Genomic DNA, 26,469 nt, shown 5'->3' with positions numbered 1-26,469 from the left:
TTGATTCACAGGCTTTCCGGTGCGATCACCAGTTTGAGGCTGGTCTGATAATCGCCTTCGTTCGTTTTGCGCACCAGCCACCACACCGCACCTTTCTTGACGCTGAAACCGGCGTTTGAATCCGCCAGCAATCGGGCGGCGATCTGTCCCAGTGTGGGCTGGTGGCCGACCACCAGCACCGTCCCTTCGGCATCCGGCCAACCAACAGCGTCCAGCACATTCTGCGGCGTGGCGGATGTGCCCAGTGCGGCATCGGTGATGAAGTGTTTGGTGAGGGCAAGTGCGGTCTGTTGTGTGCGCTTGGCCGGGCTGACCAGGATGCGGGTGTGCTCGGGCAATCGTTCGCGTAGGAAGGCGGCCATCTTGTCGGCTTGCTTGCGCCCTTTGCCGGTCAATTCGCGTTCGAGATCGGGCGTTCCATCTTCTGCCTCGGCATGCCGCCAAAGTATCAGTTCCATGCTGCCTCTCCCGAAATATTACAATCGTGTCAGCAGGATATACCGTCTATACTGTTTTTGCCATCACACAACTGGAGGCTTCAACATGGTCACATCCGCTACAAAGAAAGCTACACCGGCCGCACGCAAGCCTGCCGCTGCTGCGCGCAGAACACCAAGCACGACACGCAAAGCCACTGCTGCAAAACCGGCTGCCAAGCCCGCAGCCAAACCGATGAAGAAAGTCGCCGCGCCCAAGAAGGTGAAAGTAGTGCGCGACAGCTTCAGCATGCCGCAGGATGATTACGCTTTGATCGCGAAGTTGAAAGAGAAGGCGCAGGCAGCGGGCATGCAGGTGAAGAAGAGCGCGCTGTTGCGTGCCGGCCTGCAGTTGCTGGATAAGAGCAGTGCGCTGCAATTGAAGCGCGTGATCTCCGGCCTGACGCCGATCAAGACCGGCCGGCCGAAGAAACACTAGGCGGCTTCGTCGCTCGGAGTTGGCGTCTGCCCCAACAGGGCAGCCAACTCGACTTGGGCGTTGACCGATTTGCTGCGATTCGGTTTCTTGCGATGCCAGAAACCGTTGCAGTCCATCTCCCATGCCTGATGGTTGTCCTTCAGGTAGATGTTCAGTCCTTCATCCAGCACACGCTTCTTCAGCTTCTTGTCGAGGATGGGGAAACAAGCCTCGATACGACGGAAGAAGTTGCGGTCCATCCAGTCGGCGCTGGCGAGATAGATGTCTTCCTTGCCGCCGTTGCGGAAGTAGAAGATGCGGGTGTGTTCCAGGAAGCGTCCGATGATGGAGCGTACCTGGATGTTCTCCGACAGTCCTTTCACGCCGGGCCGCAACGCACATACGCCGCGCACGATCAGGTCGACTTTCACGCCCGCTTGCGAAGCCTCGTACAAGGTGTTGATGGTCTCCGGTTCCAGCAGGGCATTCATCTTGGCAATGACGTGCGCCGGTTTGCCCTCCTTGGCCAGCGCGATCTCGTTGCGGATAGATTCCAGCACCTTGCTGTGCAAAGTGAACGGTGATTGCCACAGATGTTTGAGCTTGCTCGCCTTGCCCAGGCCGGTGAGCTGAACGAATATCTCGTTCACATCACTGCACATGTCCTCGTCGCAAGTGAACAGTCCGAAATCGGTATACAGACGTGCCGTGCGCGGATGATAGTTGCCGGTGCCCAGATGCACGTAGCGACGCAGGCCGCCTTCTTCGCGGCGCACCACCATCAGCATCTTGGCATGCGTCTTGTGACCGACCACGCCGTACACGACGTGCGCGCCGACCAGTTCCAGCCGCGATGCCCAAGTGATGTTTGCCTCTTCGTCGAAGCGGGCCAACAATTCCACCACGACGGTCACTTCCTTGCCGCGTTTGGCCGCGGCGATCAAGGCTTCCATCAGCTCGGAATCGGTACCGGTGCGGTACACCGTCTGTTTGATCGCCACCACATCGGGATCGGCGGCGGCCTGCTGGATGAAGTCGATCACCGGGCGGAACGATTGGTAGGGATGGTGCAGCAATACGTCACCCTTGCGGATCACCTTGAACATGTCCGCACCCTTCTTTTTCAGCAGGGGCGGCATGCCGGGCACGAACGGCGGGAATTTGAGATCGGGCCGCTCCACCTTGTCGGGGATGCCCATCAGACGCACCAGATTCACCGGACCGTGCACGCGATACAGGTCGTCGCTGTTCAATTCAAACTGCTGCAGCAGAAAGTCCGCCAGTTCGGGCGGACAGTTGTCGGCCACTTCCAGCCGCACCGCATCGCCGAAATGGCGCTGGGGCAATTCACCCTGCAAACTGATGCGCAGGTTCTTCACTTCTTCCTCGTCCACGAACAGGTCGCTGTTGCGCGTGACGCGGAACTGGTAGCAGCCCTTCACTTCCATGCCGGAGAACAGCTCGCCCACGTGCGCATGCAGGATGGACGACAGGAACACGAAACCGTGCGGGCAACCGGCAATCTCGGGCGGCATGAGGATGGCGCGCGGCAGCACGCGCGGCGCCTGCACGATGGCCTTGGCGGAATTGCGGCCAAAGGCATCCTTGCCCTGCAGCTCGACGGCGAAGTTCAAACTCTTGTTGAGCACGCGCGGGAAGGGATGCGCCGGGTCGAGTCCGATCGGAGTGAGCACCGGCATCACTTCGCGCAGGAAGAAATCCTTCACCCACGCCTGCTGGGTGGGATTCCAGTGCGTACGACGCAGGAACTTGATGCCCTGCGCGGCCAGCGCGGGCACCAGTTCTTCGTTGAACAACTGGTACTGGCGCGCGATCAACTGGTGCGTGGGATCGAACAGGCGCTTGAGGATCTGCGTGGCTTCCAGTCCGTCGGCACCCGCGGCGATACCACCCAGCTTGACCTGTTCTTTCAGGCCGGCGACGCGTATCTCGAAGAACTCGTCCAGATTGCTGCTGACGATGCACAGGTACTTGAGGCGTTCCAGCAGTTGCACTGCGGGGTCTTCCGCCTGTGCCAATACACGCCGGTTGAACTCGAGCAAACCGAGTTCCCGGTTGAGGAAGTTCTGCGCTGTATAGGTTTTGGCCAATCTCAGTTTTTTGGCGGCACGAAGCCCTGCGGCATCTGCGCCTCCCCGCCGAAGAAGTAGTTCTCCATCTGTTGGGCCAGATATTGGCGTGCCTTGATGTCCGCCAGATTGAGACGGTTCTCGTTCACCAGCATGGTCTGGAACTTGATCCATCCCTGCCAGGCTTCCTTCGACACGTTGTCGAATATGCGCTGTCCCAGCGGGCCCGGATAGGTCGGGCGCTCCAGCCCTTCCGCTTCGCGGCCCAGTTTCACGCATTGCACCATTCTTGTCATTTGTCGTCTCCATAGCCGGTTGATATTAGGCGCGCAATGTTACACGCCGATGAAACAAAGCATCTCATTTCAGGTTCTTTACGAATACTTTTGAGCGGCGCTGGTAGTTGTACAAGGCCTTCTTCTCCTTAGGCAACTGACTGACGTCCGCTTCCTTGAAGCCGCGTTCGATGAACCAGTGCGCGGTGCGCGTAGTCAGCACGAACAACTTCTTCATGCCCTGACTTTGCGCCAGTGCGCCCATGTGGTTGAGCACTGCTTCGCCGTAACCGTGGTCGCGATACTGGCTGTCCACGGCCAGACAGGCCAGCTCGGCGGACGCTTCATTGGGGAAGGGATACAGCGCGGCACAACCGATGATGCGATGGTCGTGTTCCAGCACCTCGAAGCGGGAGATCTCACGCTCCAGCAGCTCGCGTGAACGCCTGACCAGAATGCCTTCCTCTTCCAGCGGCCGCAGCAACTGCAGGATTCCGCCCACATCCTCGATGGTCGCCGCGCGCAAGGTATTGAGCGTGGACTCGACCACCATGGTGCCGATGCCGTCGTCGCTGAACAGTTCCTGCAACACCGCCCCTTCCACATGACGACTGACCAGATGCGTGCGGGCCACGCCTGCCTCGCAGGCGCGCACGGCGCAGGGCAGGAACAGGCTGATGTCATCAGGCAGCTTGCGCTTGGCGGACAGGATGGCTTGCGCCTGACTGATGGTCAGCTCCTTCAGCAGTGCGCCCTTCTTGTCCTGCACCCCGTCCGTGTCCATCAGGAACACCAGCTTGTCGGCATCGAGTGCGATGGCGGTAGCGGTGGCCACGTCTTCCAGAGTGAGGTTGAACACTTCACCTGTGGGCGAATATCCCAATGGCGAGAGCAGCACCACCTCGCCGAATTCCATGCGGTCGTTCAGCGCGGCCACATCGACCTTGCGCACGCTGCCGGTGTGCATCAGGTCGACACCGTTGATGACGCCCAGTGGTTGCGCGGTGATGAAGTTACCGCCGGCGACGCGGATATCGGCATTCGCCATCGGCGAATTGGCCAGGCCCATGGACAGCAGCGCCTCGATCTCGACCCGCACGCGGCCGACCGCCTCCTTCACGCATATCATGGTTTCGGCATCGGTCATGCGCACGCCATGGTGATAGGCGTCTTCCAGCTTGTTCTTGGCCAGATGCTGTTCGATCTGCGGGCGGGCACCGTGTACCAGCACCAGCCGGATACCCAGTGCCGCCAGCAGATTGAAGTCATGTGTCAGCTCGACGAACTTACCGTCCGCCACCACTTCGCCGCCGAATGCGATGACAAAGGTCTTGCCGCGAAAGGCATTGATGTAGGGGGCGACCGAACGGAACCAGTTGACGAACTCGGTGGACTGGAATGGCATGGCTATCGATTCGGGGGAAGTTGGCAACGCTTGCAATTAGACACCCAGAACGAAAAAATTGCCATTTGTAGCACAGCCTAAAGGGGCTAGAATCAAAGTCACAGACAAGAAGGCGATTCCCGCCTCGATGCAAGGAAAACAATCATGAACCATCTCCTCAGTCAGGTCTCCTATCCGGTGTTCCTGTATATGACGCTGCTATTCTTCCTGATCGCCAGTGTTTTTTCCTTCCTGGTGGGGATAGGTCTGTCACTGAGAAGCCGGCGCGCGATGCGCTGGTTCGACGTGATGAACCGCTGGATCTCGGTGCGCAAGATGATCAAGCCGCTCACCATGCCGCATGAAGTGGAGCCGATCCTGATGAAACAGCGTGTCTGGCTCGGCAGCGCCATCATCATCGGCGCTGCTATCGCGCTATATCTGTTGCAGGATGTCGACCTGCGCGTGGCGCTGCTGCTGTTTGACGGCAGTCTGACACCGATCGAGATGGGCGGCATCGCCGACAACCTGAAGACTTTCCTGCTGGTCGGCAACGCGCTCTGCCTGATCGTCGGCATCGCCATCCTGTTCTTCCCGCGCACGCTGACCGTGGTCGAGCGCTATACCGATCACTGGTATACCGTGCGCAGAAGTACGCGGGCACTAGATCTGATGCACATGGAAGTGGATAGCTGGGTGCTCAAGCACCCCACCAGCGTGGGCATCACCATGTCGCTGCTGTCGGCCAGTCTTGGCATGATGATGTACAGCATGATGCAAAGCCTGCCGGCTTAAGTCACAGCTCGTCCAGTAGCTTGCCTGCGATGGCCCAGTTCTCGTCAGGGAGTTCGTCGAACGCAATGTAGGTGTACGACGCCGGTTTGAGCGCGATGCGTTCCAGCGTGTCGGTGATCTCTGCGGCGATCTTCGCTTTCTGTTCGCGGCTCAGTGTTCCGGCAATGCGGATGTTCACATAGGGCATATTCGCTTCCTTCTATTTAGTTGAAATCTCCCCACAGGGTCTGAATGGCAGTGATCCCGGCGATGGCCGCTGTCTCGGTGCGCAATACGCGCGGCCCGAGCAGGATGGGTGCGAAGCCGACTTGTTGCGCGACATTGGCTTCGTCCGTGGTGAAGCCGCCCTCGGGTCCGATCAACAGGGTCACGCGCTCCTGCGGTTTGGCTTGCGCCTTCAACGCGCAGGCTCCGCCCGGCATCAGGATGAACTTGCTGCCGCTTTGTGCTCTCGTGGCTTGCAACCAGTCTGCCATAGACACGGGGGGATGCATGCGCGGCAAATCGTTGCGGCCACATTGCTCGCAGGCCGAGACGATGACGTTCTGCCAGTGCTGCGCACGCTTCTCGGCGCGGGCCCCGGTCAGCTTGGCCACACTGCGCTGCGCCTGGACAGGCACGATCTCACTCGCCCCCAGTTCGGTGGCTTTCTGTATCACCCAGTCCATCTTCTCGCTGCTGCACAGCGATTGCGCCAGCACGATCTGCAGGTCGGATGCCTGCTGCTGCACCATGCAGGTCTGCAGATTACCCAGGTAAACATGCTTGCCGCTGATGTTGTTGATGGTGGCGTCCAGCGCGTTGCCCTCGCCATCGAAGATCTGTACCGCATCGCCGACGCGCAGACGCAATACACGGCTGGCGTGATGGGCGGCTTCGGGCGGCAATTCGCAGTTGTTATTTTGCGGGAGCGGCGGCGGACAATAGAATCTGGGGGCTGACATGGTGACCCGAAGGCGTATGAATGGGCGTGATAATATAACGCCGCAAAAAATCACGCTGTTCATCAGGAGGAAGTTTCATGGTCAGTCTGCAACCCCCATTGTGCGACTTCGGCTGGAAGGCGCGTCCTTTCGATCTGCCGGGCGTCGATGGCAAGCGCTATACATTGGAGAATGCACGCGGCCCCAACGGCTTGCTGGTGATGTTCATCTGCAACCACTGCCCCTACGTCAAATCCATCCGCGACCGCATCATCCGCGACGTGCGCGAACTGCAGCAACACGGCATCAACACCATCGCCATCATGTCCAACGATCCCGCCGATTACGAGGAAGACTCGTTCGACAACATGAAGAAGGTGGCGCAGGAATTCAGCTATCCCTTCCCCTACGTGTGGGACGAGACGCAGCAGATCGCCAAGGATTACGGCGCGGTGTGCACACCGGACTTCTTCGGCTTCAACGCCAACCTCGAACTGCAATATCGCGGCCGTCTGGATGCTTCGCGTAAGGAAGCTGCACCGGATGCCAAGCGCGACCTGTTCGAAGCGATGCTGCAAGTGGCGCAGAGCGGGCAAGGCCCGCGCGAGCAGCTCGCCAGCATGGGCTGTTCCATCAAATGGAAAGGTGAAGCAGCGTGAAGATCCTCATTCTGGGTGCAGGACAAGTCGGCTCCTCCGTCGCCGAAAGTCTGGTCGGCGAAGCGAACGACATCACCATCATCGATTCCGACGCGGAGAAGCTGCGCGTATTGCAGGACAGGCTGGATCTGCGCACGGTGGTTGGCAACGCCGCCCACCCTTCCACACTGGAGCGGGCCGGTATCGCCGATGCGGATATGCTGCTGGCGGTCACGCAGAGCGACGAGGTGAATCTGGTGGCCTGCAAACTGGCCGCCAGTCTGTACAACACCCCGACCCGTATCGCGCGTATCCGCGCCGTCGATTATCTGAACCGTCCCGAGATCTTCGAGAAGGATATCTTCAGCGTGGATTTCTCCATCTGCCCCGAGCAGATCCTCACTGAATACATCGTCAAACTGATCGAGTTCCCGGAAGCGCTGCAAGTGCAGAAGTTCTCGCAGGGCAAAGCCTCGCTGGCTGCCGTGCGCGCTTTCGAGGGCGGACCGCTGGTCGGCCAGCCACTCTCTTTCCTGCGCACCGACATGCCGCAGGTGGAGACGCGCGTGGCTGCCATCTTCCGCCACGACCGCCCCATCATCCCGGAAGGCACGACCGTGGTGGAAGCCGGCGACGAAGTGTTCTTCATCGCTGCCACCGAGAACATCCGCAGCGTGCTGCACGAACTGCGCCGCATGGACAAGCCGGTGAAGCGCGTCGCCATCGTGGGCGGCGGCAACATCGGCTTCCGGCTGGCCAAGGCGATCGAGAACGATTACCAGGTGAAGCTGATCGAGCACAACAAGAAAGCCTGTGAACGACTGGCCAGCCAGCTGACCAACACCCTGGTGCTCAACGGCGACGGTACCGACGAGAAGCTGATGGAGCAGGAACACATCGGCGAGGTGGATGTGTTCTGCGCGCTGACCAACGACGATGAGAACAACATCATGTCCGCCCTGCTGGCGAAACAGGCCGGCGCACGCAAGGTGATCTCGCTAATCAACCGTAGTGCCTATGTCGACCTGCTGCAGGGCGGCAAGATCGACATCGCGCTGTCGCCCGCCCAAGTCACCATCGGTTCGCTGCTGGCCTATGTGCGCCAAGGCGATGTGGCAGCCGTGCATTCGCTGCGGCGCGGCGCGGCGGAAGCGCTGGAACTGGTGGCGCATGGCGACCACGACTCCTCGCGCGTGGTCGGCCGCCGTATCGACGCGATCGACCTGCCCAAGGGCGCGACCATCGGGGCCATCGTGCGCAACCACGAGGTGGTCATCGCCCACCACAACACGGTGATCGAGGCCGAAGACCATGTGATCGTGTTCGTCGTCGACAAGAAGATGGTGAAGAAGGTCGAGAAACTGTTCCAGGTCAATCTCGGGTTCTTCTGATGGGCCGCACCCTGACCGTCTTCCATGCGCTGGGCCTGTTGCTGGTGATGTTCAGCATCACCTATCTGTTCCCGGTCATCACCGCGCTGATCTATCACGACAGCACGCTGCTGCTCGACTTCCTGCTCGCCATGCTGTGGACCGCCGGTGCCGGTACCGCCATGTGGATGCTGACCCGCCGCTACAAGGGCGAACTGTCGATCCGCCATGGTTACCTGCTGGTGGTGACCATGTGGACCGCGATGCCGCTGTTCGCCACCATTCCGCTGTTGCTCGCGATCCCCGGCCTGTCGTTCACTGATGCCTATTTCGAGACCATGTCCGCCATGACCACTACCGGCGCTACCGTGCTGACCGGACTGGATGACATGCCACCGGCGATCAACGTCTGGCGCCACGAACTGCAATGGCTGGGCGGTTTGGGCGTGATCGTGCTGGCGGTGGCGGTGCTGCCGCTGCTGGGCATCGGCGGCCGACAACTGTTCAAAGCCGAGACACCCGGCCCGATGAAAGAGACCGCGCTGACCCCGCGCATCGCCGACACCGCGCGCAATCTGTGGATCATCTATGTGGCCATCACACTGGTCTGCATCGGCACGCTGAAATGGGCCGGCATGGACTGGCTGGACGCGGTCTGCCATGCTTTTTCGGCCATGGGCCTGGGCGGCTTCTCCACCCATGACAACAGCATCGGCTATTTCGATTCACCGCTGATCGAGTTCGTGCTGATCGCATTCATGCTGTTCGCGGTGATCAACTTCGCCACCCACTTCCTGGCACTGCGCGGCCGCTCCTTGCGCACTTACATCAGAGATGCAGAAGCGGTCGCGGCAATCAGCCTGATCGTGCTGAGCTGCGGTGGTGTCGCGCTGTTCCTGTGGTGGCAAGGTGTGTATCCAGACTTCCTCACCGCCTTGCGCCATGCCAGCTTCAACCTGGTGTCGATCGCCACCGACAGCGGCTATGCCAGCGTGGACTACGCACAGTGGCCGATCTTCGCGCCGATGTGGATGCTGTTCCTCGGCTGTATCTGCGCCAACTCCGGCTCCACCGGCGGCGGCATCAAGATGATCCGCACGCTGGTGCTGATCAAGCAGGCCGGTCGCGAATTCCTCAAGCTGCTGCATCCGGCCGTCATCAACCCGATGAAGATCGGCGGTCAGGTGATCGCCAACAACATCGTGTTCGCCGTGCTGGGTTTCATCTTCCTGTATTTCATGACCATCGCCACGCTGGCCTTCGTGCTGTGGATCAGCGGCCTGGATTTCATTACCGGCTTCACCGCCTCGCTGGCGATGGTTAACAACATCGGTCCCGGACTGGGCGCGGTCGGTCCTTCATCCAACTTCCAGGGGCTGACTGATTTCCAGACTTGGGCCTGCGCCTTCGGCATGCTGGTCGGTCGACTGGAGATCTTCACTGTGCTGATCCTGTTCACGCCCGCCTTCTGGCGCCGATAAACACGTTGAGGCGGCGGGGGCAAATGGGGTAGGATTCGCCCGTATCGCGGCGGCGGTGCGGCGGGAGGGGTCTCAAATACAACGAACTAGGTGGACAGCATGAGCGATAGTCTGGCCGGGATAAGCGTTTTACTGATAGACGACAGCAACACCATACGCCGCAGCGGCGAGATCTTCCTGTCTCAGGCGGGCGCCAAAGTCATTCTGGCCGAAGACGGCTTCGACGGCCTGTCCAAGGTGGTCGATCACAAACCCGACATCATCTTCGTCGATGTCATGATGCCCCGCCTGGACGGCTATCAGACCTGCGCACTCATCAAGAACCACCGCGATTTCAAAGATGTACCGGTAGTCATGCTGACCAGCAAGGACACGCTATTCGACCGCGCACGCGGCAAGCTGGTCGGTTCCGACCAGTATCTGACCAAACCGTTCAGCAAGAAGAGCCTGATCGAGGCGGTCATCGCACATACGCAACAATACGAGGATGTGGATTATGGCAATTAGCAAAGTGATGGTGGTGGACGACTCGGCGACCGAGCGCCATGTGTTGGGGGACATCCTCGGCAAGAAAGGTTTTCAGGTGGTCTATGCCGAGAGCGGTGAGCAGGCTGTGGCGAATTCCAAAACCGAACTGCCCGACCTGATATTGATGGACGTGGTGATGCCCGGCCTCAACGGTTTCCAGGCCACGCGCGCGATCACCCATGACGATGTGACCAAGCACATCCCCATCATCATCTGCACTACCAAGGGGCAGGAGACCGACAAGGTGTGGGGTCTGCGCCAGGGTGCCAAGGATTACGTCACCAAACCGATCCGCGCCGATGAGTTGCTCGGCAAGATCGCCGCACTCGGCTGATCCAATAGACGATGTCGAAGCGTTTCAACCTGCGCGAATTCCAGCAACAAGTGCTGGATCGCCTCCAGGCGCAAACTGCCGGCGACAGCCGCCAGTCCACACTGGGCATCCAGCTCGGGCAGGAGAACTGGCTGGTCGACATGACCGACATCAGCGAAGTCATGCCGCTACCGGCGCTCACGCCGGTGCCGCTGACCAAGAGCTGGTACTGCGGTGTCGCCAACGTGCGCGGCAACCTGTACAGCATCATCGATCTGAACACCTATAACCATCAGGAAGCGACAGCCCGCGACGCGCACAACCGCGTGATGCTGCTGGGGCATCGCTTTGCCTTCAACGCCGGTTTGTTGGTTTCGCGCGTGCTGGGCCTGCGCAACACGGAAGACTGGCCGCAAAGCGAAGAGAACGGCTCGGTAAGTTACCGGGATCCGGGCGGTCAGATATGGCACAAGCTGGACATCCATCAATTGTTGTCACAACCAGAGTTTTTGCAGATCGGGGAATGAACCCCGTCGCACAGGGAGAATAAGCAATGGCTTTCAAGTTACCGTTCACAAAGTCCTCGACCAAGCTTGCCAAACACGGCGCCACACAGCAGGCGGAAAGCGCCATCCGCATCCCCTGGTTCAGCGACCAGTCCTTTGACCGCCAGCTCCGCATCCTCGGTTTCCTGCTGCTGGTGTTCCTGGTCGTCGCCGCCACGTTCACCTACCTCGACACCCGCACGACCAGCGAAAGCTCGCGCTATGTCGCGCAGGCGTCCAAGCTGCAACTGCTGTCCCTGCAACTGGCCAAGCATGCTGAAGTGGCCAGTATCTCGGGTGAGAACGATGCGTTCGATGCGCTGCTCAATACGCGCGCCGAATTCACAGCCACACTGAACGGACTGGATCAGGGCAATGCCGAGCTGCCTGCCACGACCGGTGTGCCGCGCGACTCGCTGGACCTGCTGCTGCTCAAATGGCAACAGCAGGAGAAGTTGCTCAATCAGGTGGAAGAAGGCCGTCCTTTGCTGGTGACACTGGAACGCGGCGCTTCGCTTCAACGCGACATGCTGCACCGCGCGGAAGTGATCGCACTGCGCGCCCCGCTGGTATACAGCCAGAAGGCCGCCCGTCTGCAATTGCTGCTCGAGCAGATCGTGGGCGCGGTGCAGACCGTGCAGACCTCCTCCTCCATCGACATTCTGGATACCTTGCCCGCCAAGATGCAGGCCGCCCGCACTCTGTTCAGCGAATTGCCGCAATCCGACAGCGAAGTGCTGGAGCTGTCCGAAGAGTTCGACGGCTACCAGAACGTGGTGGGCTTCATCATCGCCAACAAGAGCCTGCTGCTCACTTCGCGCCAGGCAGCCCAGCAACTGCTGAAAGAGGATGTGCGCATGCAATCGCTGATGCAGAACCTGCTGAATGCCTATGAGCAGGCCAGCGAGAACCGCCTCACCAGTTTTGTGGTGGCACTCTCCGGCGGTATGCTGCTGTTGCTGCTGTTGCTGCTGTCCAAGATCTATCTGGACGAATCGCAGCGCCGCGAACATGAGTCCGCCCGCATCAACCGCCAGAACCAGCAAGCCATTCTGCGTTTGATGAACGAACTGTCCGATCTGGCCGACGGTGACCTGAGCGCCAAGGCGACCGTCTCGGAAGACATCACCGGCGCCATCGCCGACTCGATCAACTACACCACTGACGAGCTGCGCAAGCTGGTCGCGCGCGTCATCACCGCGTCCGAACAGGTGAACAAGGCGACCACCGACGCGGGTCAGGTCACCAAAGGGCTGCTGAATGCTGCAGAGAAGCAGGCGGCGGAGATCCGCGACGCCGGCAGCGCGGTCGAACTGATGACCAAGTCCATCCAGGAGGTCGACAGCAGTGCGGCGCAGGCTTCGCAAGTGGCGTCCCGTACCTTGCAGGTGACCGAACAAGGCGCCAAAGCGGTGCAGAACTCGGTGGCCGGCATGGACGGTATCCGCGAACAGATCCAGGAGACATCCAAGCGCATCAAACGTCTGGGCGAAAGCTCGCAGGAGATCGGCGAGATCGTGGACCTGATCTCGGACATTACCGAGCAGACCAACGTGCTGGCGTTGAACGCCGCCATCCAGGCGGCGTCGGCCGGTGAAGCCGGTCGGGGCTTCGCGGTGGTGGCGGAAGAAGTGCAGCGCCTCGCGGAACGCTCCGGCGAGGCGACCAAGCAGATTGGTTTGCTGGTGAAGACCATTCAGGGCGACACCCAGGATGCGGTGACCGCGATGGAGAAGAGCACGCAGGGTGTGGTCGAGGGGGCACAGCTCGCCGACGACGCCGGCCATTCTCTGCAGGAGATTGAAAAAGCCACACGCGAACTGACCGACCTGGTGAACAGCATCTCGGTATCGACCCAGGTACAGACCGATATGGCGCAGGAGGTCGCGGCAGTGATGGGCGACATCCTGAAGATCACGGAACAGACTTCCAAGGGTACCCAGCTCACCAGCGCATCGGTCACACAGCTGGAAGGCCTGGCCAAGGAGCTGAGTGGCTCCGTCTCCGGCTTCAAACTCTAATCACGGCTCAGGAATTTAGTGACTCCCGCGTTCAATCCTCTGCTGCTTTCATCGGTCAAGTCCGAGCTGGACAGCTCGCTGGCCACCATCATCCGCGAACAGGAGCAGTTCTTCTCCTCGGCCGGCAAGCATCCGCTGGATGCCGCGCTGGGGGAATTGCATCGCCTGCGCGGCGTGTTGCAGATGTTGCACCTGCAAGCGCTGGAGGTGTTCTGCGGCGAGCTGGAAACGCTGATGCAGGAAATGTCGGACCGTCCGGACAGCGCCACCGTGATGCATCTGGACGCTATGCGTCATGCCTTGTTCGGCCTCACCCATTATCTGGATGCACTCTCGGCCGGCGCCTCCAACGCCGCCCTGCGGCTGTTCCCGGAATACCAGGAGCTGCACCAGGTGCGCGGTTTGGATATGGCCTTCGAAGTGGATCTGTTCTTCCCCGAGCTGAACGTCGATCTGCCCGCTGAACTGCTGGAGGGTGCGCTGCCCGACAGTGCACCCGCGCGCATCAAGCAGGCACGTATGCATTTCCAGCAGGGCCTGCTCAAGTGGTTGCGCCAGGACGAAGCGAATGAAGCATTGCGGGCCATGACAGCCGCTGTCAAAGCTGTCGCGAATTGTGTGGCAGGTGAACAGCGCGGCTTCTGGTGGGTCGCGGAAGGTGTATTGGGCTGTGTAGCACTGGACGGTGTGCCGCCCGAGTTGAACGTCAAGAAATCGTTCAGCCGCATCGATCAGGGCATGCGCGCCCTGCTGGACAACAGCGAGTTCGACACGGTCGGCGCCATGAGCGAGATGCTCTATCTGGTCGCGCGCAGCCACACCGTCAACGAGGCTGTGGAACAGATCAAACAGGTGTTCGATCTGGACACCTACCTGCCGGAAGCACCGCCGCTGCCGCCGGGCGAGACGTCGGCATTGCTGGAGAACATGCGCGCGCAACTCGCCGTGGCGACCGAAGCATGGGAACAATGCGTGCTGAACGACCGCCCATCCTGCACCCGCTTCGCCACCCAGTCGGAACAGCTGCATGCCTTGTCCGAACAGCTGGACCGCAACACGCTTCAGTTCCTGTGCAAACAGATCCATGCCACGGCGCAGCATGTGGAGAATCCGGAACACGCGCAGATTGTTTCGATGGATATGGCGATGGCTTTGTTGCTGCTCGATAGCGGCATCGAGCACTACCAGCATCTGGGCAGCGGCTTCCACGAGCAGGCCCGACTGCTCACTTCGCGTCTGCATGAGACCCTGCTGAAGCATCCCGAAGACCACAACAAGCTGGCCAGTCTGGTCGCGCTGTACTGCGAGATGGAACAACGCGACGTCATGGGTCCGCTGGCCGTCGAGATGCAGAGCAATCTGCAGCATATCGAACAGACCCTTAACGCCTTCTTCGGCAATGCCGCCAAACGCACCGAGCTGCTGCAGGTCAATCGCCTGCTGAGTCAGGTACAAGGCGGTCTGCACATCCTGTCTTTGGATATCGCCGAACAACTGCTGCTCACCCTGCGCCAGATCACCGAGCGCTACCATCAGGGCGATACGCCTTCTCCCGCCGAGATGCGCGCCGTGGCGACGGCCATCAGCGTCATGGACGATTATGTGCACGGCCTGTCGTTGGGCCAGAAACCCGACCCGGTGGCACTGAATGATGTACTGCGCGAATTGGGCGAAGCCACGGCCGGACATGCACAAGCTGTGGCAGAAACCGCCGAAGAGGAAACGCCCGCTTCGGTGGTGTCTGTCCGCTCCGGCGATGAAGATGCCGAACTGCTGGAAGTGTTCCTGGAAGAAGCGCAGGAAGTGATGGAGACTTTGCGCACCAATCTGGAAGTCTCGCGCCTGCATCTGGACAGCCGCGACCCGTGGGTCACCATGCGCCGCGCCTTCCATACGCTCAAGGGCAGCGGTCGCATGGTCGGACTGACCGAGCTGGGAGAGGTTGCCTGGGCAGTCGAGCGTGCCATGAACAAGTGGCTCGCCTCCAACCAGCCCGCCACGCCGGATCTGCTCGATCTGGTCGGCGATGCGGAAGTGCTGTTCCAGCACTGGGTGGATATGCTTGAGAGCGGCAGCACTACGGCGCAGATCGACACCGCGCATCTGCTCACGCTGGCAGATTGCATCGAACACGGCAAACCAGCACCCCAGCCAGCCGTACCTGCAGCCGCCGAACCCGAGCCGCAGATCGAAGCGGCAGCCGAGGCTGCACCCGAACCCGAGGATGAAGGCCCGATCGTCATCGGTGACGTCAGTATGTCTCCGGTATTGTTCAACATCGCATCGGAAGAGGCGCTTGAGCATGTGCACGCCTTGCGCGCCTGCTTCGACGTCATCCAGGCATCTGCCAAACCGGTCGTGTCTTACGATTTCATGCGCGCCGCCCACACCCTGGCGGGCGTCAACCGCACCATGGGTTTCCTGCCTATCGCCGAACTCGCCTACACGCTGGAGATGTGGCTGGAACCACGCATCGACAAAGCAGGCGCCATAGGCACCCCGCAGCTGGTGTTGCTGGACGATGTCATCACCCGGCTAGATGAACTGTGCAATGGCGTACGTGAACGCAAGGCGCCAGCCCCACAGACCGAACTGATAGAGCGCCTGCAGGCCGACAAGGTCCTTGGCGGTTCCGATATCCCGCAGGAAACGGAAGAACAACCTGACGAAACGTTCACCGCAATAGCCGCCCCATCTGAGGCTAACGCACAGATCGTGGCCGCCGAGCCGGCACCCGAAGCAGTGCCGGAAGAGGCTGAGGCCGAGGAAGAATCCCCTGCGCCTCAGGCCGAATTGCATGAGCGCACCGTCCATGACGAGGTGGACGAGCAACTGCTGCCCATCTTCCTGGAAGAAGCGCACGAGCTCTATCCGCAGATCGGCAGCACCTTGCGCGCCTGGCGCGACGATCCCGAGGATGCGCAGCAGGGACGCAACCTGCAACGCAGCCTGCACACACTGAAGGGCAGCGCACGCATGGCCGGTGCCATGCGGCTGGGAGAATTGACCCACCGTGTCGAAGATCGCGTCAGCAAGGCCATCTCGCAGAACGTGCTGGACGAAAACCTGTGGAACGAGATGGACAATTATCTCGACCGCATCGCGCATGCCATCGAGCAATTGACCCAGCCATCCGCGGACGAAGCAGCGCCGCAAACCGCTGAGTTGACCGGCACGTCTGCGACCGAATCACCCGCCGAAGTGCCTGCCGCGTTTGCTGCACCTGCGGCACCAGTCGCCGCGCTGGAAGTCGGCGCCGAGCGCGCGATGCAATCCGCACTATTGCGTGTGCGCTCCGATATCGTCGACCGGCTGGTCAACGAAGCCGGCGAAGTCAGCGTGACACGCTCGCGCGCCGAGGCCGAACTGCGCGAATTCCGAACCAGCGTGCTGGAACTGACCGACAGCGTGAGCCGTTTGCGCAAGCAATTGCGCGAGATCGAGATCCAGGCGGAAAGTCAGATGCAGGCCAACGTCGCCGTCAGCACGGATGTCGCCGGACAGTTCGATCCGCTCGAGTTCGACCGCTTCACCCGTTTCCAGGAACTGACACGCTTCATGACCGAGAGCGTGCACGACGTGCAGACGGTACAGCAGACGCTGCTGAAGAATCTGGACGAGACCGCCGCCGCGCTGAATGCCCAGGCACACATCAACCGCGATCTGCAGCAGGGACTGATGAGCATACGTATGGTGCCGTTCGCCAGCATCAGCGAACGTCTGTACCGCATCGTGCGCCAGACCGGCAAGGAACTCGGCAAGCGCGCCAACCTGGAGTTGTCGGGCACCGAGATCGAACTCGACCGCAGTGTGCTGGAGAAGATGACGGCACCGTTCGAGCACCTGCTGCGCAACGCGATCGCCCATGGTCTGGAAATGCCGGAGCAACGCAGCCAGAGCGGAAAACCGCCCATTGGTGAAGTACGTTTCTCCTTGCGGCAGGAAAGTAATGAGGTGGTGTTCGAATTGGCTGATGACGGCGCCGGTCTGGATATCGAGCGCATCCGCCAAAAAGCGCTGGACAGCGGCCTCATCACTGCCGACGAGGAGATCAGCGACGAGCAGTTGATGCAGTTGATCTTCACCGCCGGCTTGTCCACCGCCGGCGAAGTGACCGAGATCGCCGGTCGCGGTGTCGGTCTGGACGTGGTACGCAGCGAGGTGTCAGCATTGGGCGGTCGTGTCGATGTCAGCTCCGAGCCCGGCAAGGGCGTGCGCTTCACCATCCACCTGCCGTTGACGCTGGCCGTCACCCGCACCCTGATGGTGCGCGCGGCGCACGCCGTGTATGCCCTGCCCGGCACCATGGTCGAGCATGTACAGCAGGTGAAGCCGGCAGAATTGAACGCGCTCTATGCCCAGCAATATATCGACTGGCAGGGTAAACGCTACCCCCTGTTCTATTTGCCGCGCGTGCTCGGCGACGATCAGGCCGAAGTGGTCAGCCTACCGCACAACCCTATCCTGCTGCTGCGCAGCGGTGAGCAGCGCATCGCCTTGCATGTGGACGCCCTGCTCGGCAACCAGGAAGTCGTGGTCAAGAACATCGGTCCGCAACTGGCGCGCCTGCCCGGCATCGCCGGGGCTACGGTTTCCAGCAGCGGTGCCGTGATCCTGATCATCAATCCGGTCGCCTTCACCCAGCGTATCGCCGTGACGCGCAAGATCGCCAAGAAAGTGGAGACCGAAGCGGTACATACCAAACCGCTGGTGATGGTGGTGGACGATTCGCTGACCGTGCGCAAGATCACCACCCGTCTGCTGGAGCGCAGCGGCTATCTGACCGTTACCGCGAAAGACGGCGTGGACGCCCTGGAACAACTGATGGAGATCTCGCCTGACGTGATGCTGCTGGATATCGAGATGCCGCGCATGGACGGTTTCGAGCTGGCCAAGCGTCTGCGCCAGGACAGCAAGACCAAGGCTTTGCCTATCATCATGATCACTTCGCGCACTGCGGACAAACACCGCAACTACGCGATGGAGCTGGGCGTGAACGAGTACCTCGGAAAACCCTTCCAGGAAGAGGAATTGCTCGGTCACATCGCAAGCTTCATCAAACAGTGATTCACCGCATCTGATTTGTGAAGGCCGGCGGCAATAGCTACAATGCCGCCATGTCCGACATCGACCTCACCAACCACTTCCTCATCGCCATGCCGGCGATGACCGACCCTTTCTTCGCGAAGTCGCTCACCTATGTATGCGAGCACAACGACGAGGGCGCGATGGGTATCGTGGTGAATCGCCCGATCAGCCTGACCCTGAGCGAGTTATTCGCCCAGATCAACATGCCGCTGACCCAGTCCGAGCTGGAAGACATGGCTGTGCATTTCGGCGGCCCGGTGCAGACCGACCGCGGCTTCGTGTTGCATGACTCAGGCGAAGCATGGCAATCCACGCTGCAAGTGAACGACCGGGTCAGCCTCACCACCTCCAAGGACATCCTGCAGGCAGTCGGCGAAGGCAAGGGTCCCAAGCATCTGCTGATCACGCTGGGTTATGCCGGCTGGTCGGAAGGCCAACTGGAGCAGGAGATCGCCGACAACGCTTGGCTGTCGGTGCCCGCCACCGAACACATCCTGTTCGACCTGCCGGCCGAGGAACGCCTTACGGCTGCCATGGCACTACTCGGTGTCGATTACGCCACCCTGTCGGAGGAAGCCGGACATGCCTGAGGGCGTGACCGCGAACTATTCCGGCACCCTGCTCGCTTTCGATTTCGGTACCCGTCGCATCGGCATCGCGGTCGGCAACACCCTCACCGGCACCGCGCGCCCGCTGACTACCATCGCCGATGAGAGGAACGATGTGCGCTTCGCCACCATCGCCAACCTGCTGCAGGAATGGCAACCAGTTGCACTGGTGGTCGGCCTGCCCTGCAATGACGACGGCACACCGCACGAGATGACCGCCCACTGCCGCCGCTTCGCCAATCGACTCAAAGGGCGTTTCAATTTGCCCACTTTGCTGGTGGATGAGCGGTATACTTCCGCCGCCGCGAGTTCAGCACTGGATGATGAAGGGATACACGGCAGGAAGCAGAAATCCCTGATCGATCAGTATGCCGCGCAACAGATACTGCAAGCGTATTTCGATGAACCCAGCTCAGGGATCCATGCATGAATAATCCTCAGTTGAACAAGAACGGTGAACTACAGCACCTGCTGTCCACCGAGGGCTTGCCCGCGCGCATCCTGCGCGACATCCTCGACCAGGCGGGCGAGTTCGTGAATCCGAACGGCGGCAGCGAGATCCGCAAAGTACCGCTGCTGCACGGCAAATCGGTGTTCAACATCTTCTTCGAGAACAGCACCCGCACCCGCACCACCTTCGAGATCGCGGCCAAGCGCCTGTCGGCTGACGTGGTCAACCTCAATATCGGCTCTTCTTCCACCAGCAAGGGCGAGACCCTGCTCGATACCGTGGACAACCTGTGCGCGATGCATGCCGACATGTTCGTGGTGCGCCATTCCACCAGCGGCGCGGCGCACCTGATCGCCAAGCATGTCGCGCCGGACATCCACGTGATCAATGCCGGCGACGGGCGCCATGCTCACCCGACGCAGGCGCTGCTGGACATGTTCACCATCCGCCACTACAAAAAAGAGTTCCACAACCTGACCGTCGCTATCGTCGGCGATGTGCTGCACTCGCGTGTGGCGCGTTCGCAGATCCACGCGCTGACCACACTGGATGTGCCGGAAGTGCGCGTGGTAGCGCCCAAGACACTGTTACCTAGCCATGTCGACAAGCTGGGGGTGCGTGTCTTCCACGACATGGAAGAGGGACTGAGAGGCGTGGATGTGGTGATGATGTTGCGCCTGCAGAACGAACGCATGCAGGGTGCGCTGCTGCCCTCGGCGCAGGAGTATTTCAAATACTACGGCCTGACCCAGGATCGTCTGGCGCTGGCCAAGGACAATGCCATCGTGATGCATCCGGGTCCGATGAACCGCGGTGTAGAGATCGACTCCAGCGTGGCCGACGGTTCGCAGGCGGTGATCTTGCCGCAGGTGACGTTCGGCATCGCGGTGCGCATGGCGGTGATGAGCATGCTGGCGAGGAATTGAACATGAACATCCATATCAAGAACGGTCGCCTGATCGATCCCAGCAATCAGCTCGATGCACAGCAGGATCTGTTCATCGTCGACCGGCGCGTCGCGGCTATCGGCAAAGCCCCCAAAGGTTTTGTCGCCGAACAGGTGATCGATGCCGCAGGCATGATCGTGATGCCGGGTCTGGTCGATGTGGCGGCGCGCCTGCGCGAGCCGGGTTATGAATATCGAGCAACGCTGGAATCCGAGATGGCCGCTGCCGTTGCCGGCGGCGTGACCTCGCTGGCCTGCCCCCCCGATACCGATCCGCCGCTGGACGAGCCGGGCTTGGTAGAGATGCTGAAGCACCGCGCGCGCGCGCTCAATCAGTGCCGCGTGTTCCCACTGGGCGCGCTGACCTATGGCCTGAAGGGTGCTGAGCTGACCGAGATGGTCGAGTTGAGCGAAGCCGGTTGCAAGGCATTCAGCCAGGCCGATGCACCGCTCACCGACACCCGCGTGCTGATGCGCGCCATGCAATATGCGGCGACCTTCGGCTATCGCGTGTGGCTGCGTCCGCAGGACAGCTTCCTCGCCAAGAACGGCGTGGCGCATGACGGCGAGGTGGCTACCCGGCTCGGTTTGCCGCCCATCCCGGTGATCGCCGAGACCATCGCGTTGTCCACCGCACTGCAACTGGCACGGGAGACCGGCGTCACTTTGCATATCTGCCGCCTGTCCAGTGCCGCCGCTGTGGACATGGTCCGTGCGGCCAAGCAGGAAGGACTGAACGTCACCTGCGACGTATCCATGAACCATGTGCACCTGACCGAGATGGACATCGGCTACTTCGACGCCAACTGTCATCTGATGCCACCGCTGCGCAGCCAGCGTGACCGCACCGCGCTGCGTGCCGGCCTGCTGGACGGCACCATCGATGCGATCTGCTCCAACCATTCACCGGTGGACGACGATGCCAAGCTGTTGCCGTTCGCCGAAGCGGAGGCCGGGGCGACCGGGCTGGAACTGTTGCTGACTTTGGTGTTGAAGTGGGCTGAACAGGAGAAAGTGCCGCTGCTGCATGCGCTGTCGCGCATCACCATCAACCCGGCGAAATTATTGGGCCAGAAGATGGGTCACCTGTCGCTGGGCGCGCATGCCGACATCTGCATCTTCGACCCCGCCGCCAACTGGCGCGTGGAACCTGCCGCGTTACGCAGTCAGGGCAAGAACACGCCGTTCAACGGTTATGAGATGCAGGGCCGCGTGCGCTACACCCTGCTGGACGGGCAGCTCGTTTTCCAACAATAGGCGCGCCCATCCGGGCGTGCCGTTCTTTACGTGAACATCATGAACAATCCATTACTCGACCAATCCGGTCTGCCGCGCTTTGCCGAGATCAAGCCCGAGCATGTCGCACCCGCCATCGATCAGTTGCTGGCGGAGAATCGCGCGCTGAATACGCGTCAGTTGTCCGACGCTATCCCGCCGACCTGGGATGCTTTCGTCCGCCCCATGGAAGATGCCAACGAGCGCCTGTCCCGCGCCTGGGGCCCTGTGGGTCATCTGAACGCGGTGATGAACTCGCCCGAGCTGCGTGAGGCTTACAACAGCACACTGCCCAAGATCACCCAGTATTACGCGGAGCTCGGCCAAAACCAGGCGCTGTTCGAGAAGTTCAAGGCTTTGCGCGCCAGCGCCGAGTTCGCCACGCTGAGCGCGGCACGCAAACAAGTGATCGAGAACGAATTGCGCGACTTCCGTCTGGGCGGTGCCGAACTGCCCGAGGACAAGAAGGCGCGTTACATGCAAGTGCAGGAGCGCCTGAGTGAACTCTCTTCGCGCTTCTCGGACAACCTGCTGGATGCGACCAACGATTTCACGCTGGTGGTCGAGCAGCGCGGCGAAGTGAGCGGCATGCCGGAAGATGTGTTGCAGACCGCACGCGAAGCCGCCGAAGCAGCGGGCAAGACCGGCTGGCTGTTCACCTTGAAGGCACCTTCTTATATGCCGGTGATGCAATTCGCCGACAACCGCGAGCTGCGCGCAAAGATCTACCGCGCCTATGCCACGCGCGCTTCCGAATTCGGCAAGCACGACTGGGACAACACGCCGCTGATGGACGAGATCGTAGCCCTGCGTGCGGAAGAAGCGCAGCTGCTCGGTTTTGCCAACTACGGCGAACTGTCGCTGGCAGCCAAGATGGCTGAAACACCGCAGCAGGTCGCGGACTTCATGCGCGAACTGGCCCAGCGTGCGCGCCCTTTCGCCGAGAAAGATCTGGTCGAGCTGCGTGCCTTCGCCAGCAAGGAATTGGGTTTGAGCGAATTGCATTCATGGGATGTCGCTTACGCCAGCGAGAAGCTGCGTGAACAGCGCTATGCCTTCTCCGAGCAGGAAGTGAAACAGTACTTCCCCGAAGATGCCGTGTTGAGCGGTTTGTTCAAGCTGGTGGAGACGCTGTACGGTCTGACTATCCAGGACGCCAGTGCGCCGGTATGGCACGAATCCGTACGCTTCTTCGACATCCGCGACGATCAGGGTGCGCTGGTCGGCCAGTTCTACTTCGATCTGTATGCGCGCAACAGCAAGCGCGGCGGTGCATGGATGGACGACGTGATCACTCGGCGCCGTCTGGCCGATGGCACGATCCAGACACCGGTCGCCTACATGAACTGCAACTTCTCCGCACCGGTCGGCGGCAAACCCGCGCTGTTCACCCACGACGAGGTGAACACGCTGTTCCACGAGTTCGGCCACGGCTTGCATCATCTGCTGACGGAAGTGGAGGAGTTGGGCGTGTCCGGCATCAACGGCGTGGAATGGGATGCGGTGGAGTTACCCAGCCAGTTCATGGAGAACTTCTGCTGGGAATGGGGCGTGCTGCAGAACATGACGCGCCATGTGGACACGGGCGAGCCCTTGCCGCGAGAGCTGTACGACAAGATGCTGGCTGCCAAGAACTTCCAGAGCGGCTTGGCCACTTTGCGCCAGATCGAGTTCGCCTTGTTCGACATGCTGATGCACAGCAATTTCAAACCCGGGGAAGGCAGATCCATCCTGCGGCTGCTGGACGAAGTGCGTGCCGAGGTGGCCGTGCTGATCCCGCCCGAATTCCACCGCTTCCCGCAGAGCTTCGCGCACATCTTCGCCGGCGGCTATGCGGCGGGTTATTACAGCTACAAGTGGGCGGAGGTGTTGTCGGCCGATGCCTACAGCCTGTTCGAAGAGCATGGTGTGCTCAACCCGGAGATCGGTGCCCGCTTCCGCAGCGAGATCCTTTCCTTCGGCGGCGCACGGCCGGCGATGCAATCGTTCACCGCATTCCGCGGCCGCGCGCCTTCCATCGACGCGCTGCTGCGGCATAATGGGCTGGTCGAAACCGAATAACAGGAGGTCGCCATGCGGGCTTTTATTCTCTTCGCCATGTGCTGTGCACTGGCCGGCAATGCGCAAGCCGAGCTGTACCGTTCCGTGGATAGTCAGGGCAAGGTGCATTACAGCGACAGCCCGCTGCCCGGCACCGATGACGTGGAACAGCTGAAGCTTGGTACTCCCCCGACACCGGATGTCAGCCTGCCCTATGAGACGCAACGCGCTCAGAAGAACTTTCCTGTGACTTTGTATGTAGCCCCCAACTGTGGCGCGCCCTGTAACGACGCCCAATCATTCCTGAGCAGGCGCGGCATCCCTTACGCCGAGCAGAATCTGGACACAGCCGAAAAGGTCGAGGCTTATCGTCAGGCGAACGGCGGACTGGAGATCCCCTCGCTCACTGTCGGCAACACCCGCCTCAAGGGATTCCTTGAGTCCGCATGGAACAAGGAGCTGGATCTCTCCGGTTATCCCAAGACTGCGCCTTATCGTCCGCGCGTCGTACAACCTGCCCGATGAAGATCGCTACCTGGAACGTCAACTCGCTCAAAGTGCGTCTGCCGCACCTGCTCGACTGGCAGGCTACATCGCCGGTGGATGTGGTGTGCCTGCAAGAGACCAAGACTGAGGACAAGAACTTCCCGCTGGCGGATATCGAGGCGGCCGGTTTCCATTGTGTCTACAGCGGACAGAAGACTTATAACGGTGTCGCCATCCTCAGCCGTGAGGCGGCCAGCGATGTGCAGGTCGGCATCCCCAACTTCGAGGATGAGCAGAAGCGCGTGATCGCTGCGACCATCGCCGGTGTGCGCGTCATCTGTGTCTACATCCCCAATGGTCAGGAAGTCGGCTCGGATAAATATGATTACAAACTGCGCTGGCTCGCTGCATTGCATGTCTGGCTAAAGGACGAGATGCAGAGGTATCCCAAGCTGGCTCTGTTGGGCGACTACAACATCGCCCCCGATGACCGCGACGTTTACGATTCGATTGCCTGGAAGGACAAGGTGCTGTGCAGCGCGCCGGAGCGCGATGCGTTCCAGGGGCTGCTAGCCCTCGGTCTGCGCGATGCGTTCCGTTTGTTCGAATCAGGTGAGAAGCTCTATTCCTGGTGGGATTACCGCATGATGGCTTTCCGCCGCAACATGGGCATGCGCATCGACCACATCCTGATCAGTGCTGCGCTGCAATGCACGGGCTGCCACATCGACAAAGCACCGCGCAAACTGGAACGCCCCTCCGACCACACGCCTGTGGTGGCCGACGTCACTTGAACTCCCCCGCAGTCGAACTGCTGTTCGCAGATGAGCACCTGCTGGTAGCTGTCAAACCTGCCGGCCTGTTGTCGGTGCCCGGGCGCGGAGCGGATAAGCAGGATTGTCTTTCTGCGCGCCTCCAACAGCAGTTCCCCGATTCCCTGGTCGTTCATCGACTCGATATGGCCACATCCGGCTTGATGCTGTTCGCACGCGGTCCCGAGATGCAGCGTAAATTGTCGATGATGTTTCAACATCGCGAGATGGATAAACGCTACATCGCAGTATGCACGGGCAAGCTGGAAAACCCCCGGGGCGAGATAGATCTGCCTATCGCGCCCGACTGGCCGAACCGCCCGTTGCAACGTGTCGACGTTGAGTATGGTAAGCCCTCGCTCACACGCTATCAGCTGCTGCAACAGGAGGGTGATCACTCACGTGTCGAGCTGGAGCCGGTCACCGGCCGCACTCACCAATTGCGTTTGCATCTGTCTGCCCTCGGCCACCCTATCCTTGGCGATGCGCTGTATGGCGATGAGCATAGTGCGCCGCGTTTGCTGCTGCATGCTTGCCTGCTGCGCTTTAACCATCCAGTAAGTGTGGAATTGCTGGCCTTTGAGCATGCGCCTTCGTTCTAAATTCACTGGTCGCTACGGTATACTGCGCGCCCTGTTCCAACCTCGATCTTAAGGATGCACATGAAACGTTTCGCTGTTGCCCTGACCTTGCTGCTCACCAGTTTGACCCTGATCTCGACTCATGCCGAAGCCAAGCGCCTCGGTGGCGGCGTTAACCTCGGCAAGCAACGCACCATGAGCGCGCCACAGAAGCAGGCTGCACCCGCGCCGACGCAAGCCAGTCCTGCGCAAGCTGCCGGGACACCCGCCAAACAAGGCAACAAGTGGCTTGGCCCCCTGGCTGGTATCGCAGCCGGTCTGGGTCTGGCGGCGCTGTTCTCCCACCTCGGACTGGGTGAAGGCATGGGCATGTTGCTGTTGATCATCTTGCTGGCCGTGGGTGCTTTCTTCCTGTATTCGATGCTGCGCAAGAAACAGCAACCCGCGATGCAATACGCCGCTAACGGGCCTGACTTTGGCGCTACCCCTCAGCAAGCCCCCGTCACGACCCAAGTGTCTGCCGATACTGTACCGCAGCGAGCTGCGAACATACCGGCAGACTTCCCGGTGGAAAGCTTCCTGCGCAGCGCCAAGATGTCTTTCATCCGTCTGCAGGCGGCCAATGACCGCAAGGATCTGAACGACATCCGTGAATACACCACACCCGAGATGTTCGCCGAGATCAGCATGCAGTTGCAGGAACGCGGCGATCAGGCACAACTGACCGATGTCGGTTTCGTGAATGCCGAATTGCTGGAAGTCGTAACCGAGAACGATCTCGCCATCGCCAGCGTGCGTCTGAGCGGCCAGTTGCGCGAAAACAACGGTGCGCCCGAACACTTCGAGGAAGTCTGGCACGTGCAGAAGGACCTGAAGGATGACGATTCTGTCTGGTTGCTGGCCGGAATTCAGCAGAACTGAGCAT

25 protein-coding genes are annotated in these 26,469 nt (G+C 60.7%); 19 read left to right on the top strand and 6 right to left on the bottom strand.

All coding sequences use genetic code 11. The annotated features are described in order from the left end of the window. Positions 1 to 5: 5 nt before the first annotated feature. Entirely contained in the window at positions 6 to 458 is a 453-nt protein-coding gene (locus tag ACYCZ5_RS04355) for a SixA phosphatase family protein (RefSeq protein ID WP_461543554.1), read from the bottom strand. An 85-nt stretch (positions 459 to 543) separates the two neighbouring features. On the opposite strand from ACYCZ5_RS04355, the gene ACYCZ5_RS04350 reads away from it, so the two are divergent. Beyond that, positions 544 to 915, top strand: coding sequence for a hypothetical protein (locus ACYCZ5_RS04350; RefSeq protein ID WP_461543553.1), 372 nt, complete (start codon positions 544 to 546; stop codon positions 913 to 915). On the opposite strand, the gene ppk1 is transcribed toward ACYCZ5_RS04350, so the two are convergent. The 3 genes from ppk1 to argA all read right to left on the bottom strand — a co-directional run bounded on the left by ppk1 (position 912) and on the right by argA (position 4,664). Further along, positions 912 to 3,005 (bottom strand): polyphosphate kinase 1, encoded by a 2,094-nt coding sequence (ppk1, locus tag ACYCZ5_RS04345; RefSeq protein ID WP_461543552.1) that lies wholly within the window; start codon positions 3,003 to 3,005, stop codon positions 912 to 914. The genes ACYCZ5_RS04350 and ppk1 overlap by 4 nt on opposite strands. 2 nt (positions 3,006 to 3,007) lie before the next feature. Beyond that, positions 3,008 to 3,280 carry an oxidative damage protection protein gene (locus ACYCZ5_RS04340; protein ID WP_461543551.1) on the bottom strand — a complete coding sequence of 91 codons (273 nt, stop codon included), beginning with the start codon at positions 3,278 to 3,280 and terminating at the stop codon, positions 3,008 to 3,010. Positions 3,281 to 3,344: 64 nt separating this feature from the next. Continuing rightward, positions 3,345 to 4,664, bottom strand: a complete 1,320-nt coding sequence (gene argA / locus ACYCZ5_RS04335) for an amino-acid N-acetyltransferase (protein ID WP_461543550.1) — start codon at positions 4,662 to 4,664, stop codon at positions 3,345 to 3,347. Between the two features lie 144 nt (positions 4,665 to 4,808). Here argA and ACYCZ5_RS04330 point away from each other — a divergent pair, with 144 nt between their 5' ends. Continuing rightward, on the top strand, positions 4,809 to 5,438 hold the full coding sequence (locus tag ACYCZ5_RS04330) for a hypothetical protein (RefSeq protein ID WP_461543549.1): 630 nt from the start codon (positions 4,809 to 4,811) through the stop codon (positions 5,436 to 5,438). A gap of 1 nt (position 5,439) precedes the next feature. Here the strand turns inward: ACYCZ5_RS04330 and ACYCZ5_RS04325 are convergent, their stop codons facing one another. Next, on the bottom strand, positions 5,440 to 5,625 hold the full coding sequence (locus ACYCZ5_RS04325) for a tautomerase family protein (RefSeq protein WP_461543548.1): 186 nt from the start codon (positions 5,623 to 5,625) through the stop codon (positions 5,440 to 5,442). A gap of 16 nt (positions 5,626 to 5,641) precedes the next feature. After that, positions 5,642 to 6,382, bottom strand: coding sequence for a 16S rRNA (uracil(1498)-N(3))-methyltransferase (locus ACYCZ5_RS04320; protein ID WP_461543547.1), 741 nt, complete (start codon positions 6,380 to 6,382; stop codon positions 5,642 to 5,644). 77 nt (positions 6,383 to 6,459) lie between these two features. Here ACYCZ5_RS04320 and ACYCZ5_RS04315 point away from each other — a divergent pair, with 77 nt between their 5' ends. From ACYCZ5_RS04315 to ACYCZ5_RS04235, 17 genes are all read left to right on the top strand, one after another. After that, on the top strand, positions 6,460 to 7,020 hold the full coding sequence (locus tag ACYCZ5_RS04315) for a thioredoxin family protein (protein WP_461543546.1): 561 nt from the start codon (positions 6,460 to 6,462) through the stop codon (positions 7,018 to 7,020). Next, entirely contained in the window at positions 7,017 to 8,390 is a 1,374-nt protein-coding gene (gene trkA / locus ACYCZ5_RS04310) for a Trk system potassium transporter TrkA (protein WP_461543545.1), read from the top strand. The genes ACYCZ5_RS04315 and trkA overlap by 4 nt, the downstream gene beginning before the upstream one ends. Further along, complete coding sequence (locus ACYCZ5_RS04305) at positions 8,390 to 9,850, top strand: TrkH family potassium uptake protein (protein WP_461543544.1); 1,461 nt, start codon at positions 8,390 to 8,392, stop codon at positions 9,848 to 9,850. Before trkA ends, ACYCZ5_RS04305 begins: the two co-directional genes overlap by 1 nt. A gap of 99 nt (positions 9,851 to 9,949) precedes the next feature. Continuing rightward, positions 9,950 to 10,357 carry a response regulator gene (locus tag ACYCZ5_RS04300; protein ID WP_459717523.1) on the top strand — a complete coding sequence of 136 codons (408 nt, stop codon included), beginning with the start codon at positions 9,950 to 9,952 and terminating at the stop codon, positions 10,355 to 10,357. Then, the gene (locus tag ACYCZ5_RS04295) at positions 10,347 to 10,712 is read left to right on the top strand and encodes a response regulator transcription factor (protein ID WP_461543543.1); all 366 of its coding nucleotides are present in this window, start codon (positions 10,347 to 10,349) and stop codon (positions 10,710 to 10,712) included. Before ACYCZ5_RS04300 ends, ACYCZ5_RS04295 begins: the two co-directional genes overlap by 11 nt. Before the next feature lie 11 nt (positions 10,713 to 10,723). Next, positions 10,724 to 11,218, top strand: a complete 495-nt coding sequence (locus ACYCZ5_RS04290; protein WP_461543542.1) for a chemotaxis protein CheW — start codon at positions 10,724 to 10,726, stop codon at positions 11,216 to 11,218. A 26-nt stretch (positions 11,219 to 11,244) separates the two neighbouring features. Then, the gene (locus ACYCZ5_RS04285) at positions 11,245 to 13,257 is read left to right on the top strand and encodes a methyl-accepting chemotaxis protein (RefSeq protein WP_461543541.1); all 2,013 of its coding nucleotides are present in this window, start codon (positions 11,245 to 11,247) and stop codon (positions 13,255 to 13,257) included. A gap of 18 nt (positions 13,258 to 13,275) precedes the next feature. After that, complete coding sequence (locus ACYCZ5_RS04280; RefSeq protein ID WP_461543540.1) at positions 13,276 to 18,324, top strand: Hpt domain-containing protein; 5,049 nt, start codon at positions 13,276 to 13,278, stop codon at positions 18,322 to 18,324. A gap of 50 nt (positions 18,325 to 18,374) precedes the next feature. After that, positions 18,375 to 18,935 carry a YqgE/AlgH family protein gene (locus ACYCZ5_RS04275; protein WP_461543539.1) on the top strand — a complete coding sequence of 187 codons (561 nt, stop codon included), beginning with the start codon at positions 18,375 to 18,377 and terminating at the stop codon, positions 18,933 to 18,935. Then, positions 18,928 to 19,383 (top strand): Holliday junction resolvase RuvX, encoded by a 456-nt coding sequence (ruvX, locus tag ACYCZ5_RS04270; RefSeq protein ID WP_461543538.1) that lies wholly within the window; start codon positions 18,928 to 18,930, stop codon positions 19,381 to 19,383. Before ACYCZ5_RS04275 ends, ruvX begins: the two co-directional genes overlap by 8 nt. Next, the gene (locus ACYCZ5_RS04265) at positions 19,380 to 20,330 is read left to right on the top strand and encodes an aspartate carbamoyltransferase catalytic subunit (protein WP_461543537.1); all 951 of its coding nucleotides are present in this window, start codon (positions 19,380 to 19,382) and stop codon (positions 20,328 to 20,330) included. The genes ruvX and ACYCZ5_RS04265 overlap by 4 nt, the downstream gene beginning before the upstream one ends. A 2-nt stretch (positions 20,331 to 20,332) precedes the next feature. Next, positions 20,333 to 21,607: a dihydroorotase gene (locus ACYCZ5_RS04260; RefSeq protein ID WP_461543536.1), complete on the top strand. Its 1,275-nt coding sequence runs from the start codon at positions 20,333 to 20,335 to the stop codon at positions 21,605 to 21,607. A 39-nt stretch (positions 21,608 to 21,646) separates the two neighbouring features. Continuing rightward, on the top strand, positions 21,647 to 23,686 hold the full coding sequence (locus ACYCZ5_RS04255; protein ID WP_461543535.1) for a M3 family metallopeptidase: 2,040 nt from the start codon (positions 21,647 to 21,649) through the stop codon (positions 23,684 to 23,686). A 12-nt stretch (positions 23,687 to 23,698) separates the two neighbouring features. Beyond that, positions 23,699 to 24,190, top strand: a complete 492-nt coding sequence (locus ACYCZ5_RS04250) for a glutaredoxin family protein (RefSeq protein ID WP_461543534.1) — start codon at positions 23,699 to 23,701, stop codon at positions 24,188 to 24,190. Next, positions 24,187 to 24,945, top strand: a complete 759-nt coding sequence (gene xth / locus ACYCZ5_RS04245) for an exodeoxyribonuclease III (RefSeq protein WP_461543533.1) — start codon at positions 24,187 to 24,189, stop codon at positions 24,943 to 24,945. Before ACYCZ5_RS04250 ends, xth begins: the two co-directional genes overlap by 4 nt. Further along, positions 24,942 to 25,565, top strand: coding sequence for an RluA family pseudouridine synthase (locus ACYCZ5_RS04240; RefSeq protein ID WP_461543532.1), 624 nt, complete (start codon positions 24,942 to 24,944; stop codon positions 25,563 to 25,565). The genes xth and ACYCZ5_RS04240 overlap by 4 nt, the downstream gene beginning before the upstream one ends. A gap of 60 nt (positions 25,566 to 25,625) precedes the next feature. Beyond that, positions 25,626 to 26,465 (top strand): Tim44 domain-containing protein, encoded by an 840-nt coding sequence (locus ACYCZ5_RS04235; protein WP_461543531.1) that lies wholly within the window; start codon positions 25,626 to 25,628, stop codon positions 26,463 to 26,465. Positions 26,466 to 26,469: the final 4 nt, after the last annotated feature.

Source organism: Sideroxydans sp., assembly GCF_054604835.1.
Note: the sequence above shows the minus strand (reverse complement) of the source record. Positions and strands in the feature narration are given on the sequence as shown.